Source organism: Pantoea sp. FN0305 (assembly GCF_050113845.1).
GTDB lineage: Bacteria > Pseudomonadota > Gammaproteobacteria > Enterobacterales > Enterobacteriaceae > Mixta > Mixta alhagi.
In genome coordinates this window covers 1-2,421 of the sequence record NZ_JBNJSN010000020.1, presented here as the reverse complement: position 1 = coordinate 2,421, position 2,421 = coordinate 1, and the positions used below count along the sequence as shown (strand labels likewise).

At 48.4% G+C, this 2,421-nt stretch carries 4 protein-coding genes and 1 pseudogene; all 5 read right to left on the bottom strand.

The genetic code is table 11. The features are described 5' to 3' along the window. Positions 1-315 (bottom strand): annotated as a pseudogene (locus ACQE3Y_RS20460) (VENN motif pre-toxin domain-containing protein); the annotation flags it as partial. Between the two features lie 216 nt (positions 316-531). Further along, on the bottom strand, positions 532-993 hold the full coding sequence (locus tag ACQE3Y_RS20455) for a hypothetical protein (protein ID WP_426973012.1): 462 nt from the start codon (positions 991-993) through the stop codon (positions 532-534). Between the two features lie 30 nt (positions 994-1,023). Further along, on the bottom strand, positions 1,024-1,275 hold the full coding sequence (locus ACQE3Y_RS20450; protein ID WP_426973014.1) for a hypothetical protein: 252 nt from the start codon (positions 1,273-1,275) through the stop codon (positions 1,024-1,026). A gap of 47 nt (positions 1,276-1,322) precedes the next feature. Further along, positions 1,323-1,553, bottom strand: a complete 231-nt coding sequence (locus ACQE3Y_RS20445) for a hypothetical protein (RefSeq protein WP_426973015.1) — start codon at positions 1,551-1,553, stop codon at positions 1,323-1,325. Next, positions 1,550-2,421: VENN motif pre-toxin domain-containing protein (locus ACQE3Y_RS20440; protein WP_426982410.1), on the bottom strand; the 872-nt coding region annotated here is incomplete at its 5' end. The genes ACQE3Y_RS20440 and ACQE3Y_RS20445, both read right to left, overlap by 4 nt.

The window sequence follows — 2,421 nt, the reverse complement described above, 5'->3', positions numbered from 1 at the left end:
ATCCTGATCTGCCTGACTCAGACCGCCTTCAGCACGCGCTTTTTCAAGCAACTCATTGGTGCGATTAGCATAATCAGCCTGTAGCCTGCCAACTTCATTTGCTTTATCGACGCAGTTCTGGGCACCGCTACAGTTCACAACACTTTCATGCTGTTCAGCGTTAATCTTCTTGTATTTCTCAACTACGGCGGTGCAAGCCTCTCTTCCCTGACACTGAGTCATTTCTTTTGCTCGGTCTTGGTTTTCCGGCACCTTCAGCGCATTATTCTCAACCGCGTTCTTCCCGGCCTGCGCACCGGCCACCGCGTTACCGCAGCTGTTCCTGCTAGTCTGCCTTCAGGCTTAGCACCTCGACCGCCTCCAGTAGCTAACTGATAAAAAATAATCCCGGCCGGTTAGCCGGGATTTAAGGTATATCAACGTTTCGGTGATTTTGGTGCAAAGTATGATAAGAGAAAAATGCCGATCCCTCCTACAAATCCGCCTCCCAGACCTACTCTAACAGCAATGTATATTTCTTTACTACTGAGCTTAAAATCGCCGTTCAGAAAGTAAAAAAACACTGCTATTCCAACCTGGCCAATCACTGTTACGCATACAATGGTTGTGGTCACTAAAAACAGGATATAAAAAAAATCTACAAAGCTCACTATTTTTTTCACTCCTTTTATCACCTTTGCGTTTAAAATCCTCTATACCCTGAGATATAGCTTTACCTCCACTTTCAGATATTGCTGAACCACCTATATTACCGGTAACCGCAGGCACAGGGCTTAAAGGAAGAGGCTTACTTATACCCATACCGACATCAACCCATTGCCAGTTTTTCCAGTTGGGATTAATCACTTTATCTAAAGGTCTTTGAATAATTTTACCACCGGCATAGCCGAGAGATGCGCCCGCACTGCTACTAATAGCACCGGTCAGGGGATCATCACCTTTAATATAGTTTGAGGTGGCTCCACCTGCTGCATTCCAGCCAACTGTTCCCAACAGGCCAGTATTTGATGTGGCCGCGCCAACTCAGCTGGCTATCAGCGCATCGGTATAATTCACTTCACCATTTACCACATACTGAATAACAGTATTAGCGCCACCACCGATTACTGCTGTTACCTGCGCCCCTTTCGGTAATACGCCCAATCCCACGGTTCCGGCAAGTTCTGCGGAGACAATTGCATTACCCTTCGCTATATCACCAGCCAGTTTTGCTTTATCTTCTGTCGCGGCATCTGGTGTTTTACCCAGCCAGAACCCAAGACCTGAGCCAGCCATAGCGCCCAGCGCATTATTCTCAACAACAAATTTTCCCTTATCTTTACTTAAAATCCTTTTATGCCAAGGAAGCGAAACAAAACTATACCAAAACCCAGTATTCCTCCCCCCGCCCCTCCCATCCTTAGGCCTCTTAAAACTTCTGACCATCTAAAATCAACTTTCCCATATGCAAAATATTTAATGGTAAGCAATATAAAATAAGAAAACTCAGCAATTGCAATTCCTGAAATCATGGAAGTAGCTATGATGAAGATGCTGGAAATAAATAGTTTCATTCGCGCTCTCCTTTCTTAAATTTATCATTAATGACTTTTTGTAGTTCAGTCCCAGTCATTTCTGACGTAATAGAAGCCCCCATATTACCTGCAGCCCCCGGAATCTGACTCGGTACCATTTCTTTGGAGATACCTAACTGCCCTTTGACTTCAGTATATTTCAGTAAATCAGGATTAAATTTAGGATTCCAGCCCCCGGTAATCAACTTACCGGCTGTATTTACAATAGGTTTCGCCACATAATTACCAATTCCATATCCAGCCCACGCACCTGCTCCGTTAATGATTGCCCCTGTCAGCGGGTCATCCCCTGTTATTGCGTTGCCTAAGGCTCCCCCCGCAGCATTCCAGCCTACCGTGCCTTTCCAGCCCTGCCCCATAGTAACGACATTAACCCAGCCAGCGATAACAGAGTTAACCGGATTGACCTCCCCGGTGTTTGCATATTGTATCCCCGCATTCGTTCCGGCTCCTAACGCCCACATTGCCGCCTGTTCTGCCGTCAACGCGCCAACCCCTACTGTACTGGCTACTCCTGCTGAAACAATCGCATTTCCCTTCGCTATATCGCCAGCCAGTTTCGCCTTATCTTCTGCTGTTGCGTCTGGCGTTTTCCCTAACCAGAACCCCAGGTCTGAGCCAGCCATAGCGCCCAGCGTATTATTCTCCACCGCGTTCTTCCCGGCCTGCGCACCGGTGGTTGCCGCTGCCGTGCTGTTGCCTGCCAGCCCACCCGCCAGACCCGCCGCCAGCGTACCCAGCGCGCTGATGGTCTGCTTTTCCGTCTCCGTCAGGTCATCCACTTCCTTACCCGGATACAGCTGCTTCATCACCACCTGCGCCATCAGCTCGCCGCTCACCGCTCCCG

Excerpts from the sequence above, each read along its gene's own strand:
- ACQE3Y_RS20450 (WP_426973014.1), bottom strand. The coding sequence starts at position 1,275 with ATGGCTGGCTCAGGTCTTGGGTTCTGGCTGGGTAAAACACCAGATGCC.
- ACQE3Y_RS20445 (WP_426973015.1), bottom strand. The coding sequence starts at position 1,553 with ATGAAACTATTTATTTCCAGCATCTTCATCATAGCTACTTCCATGATT.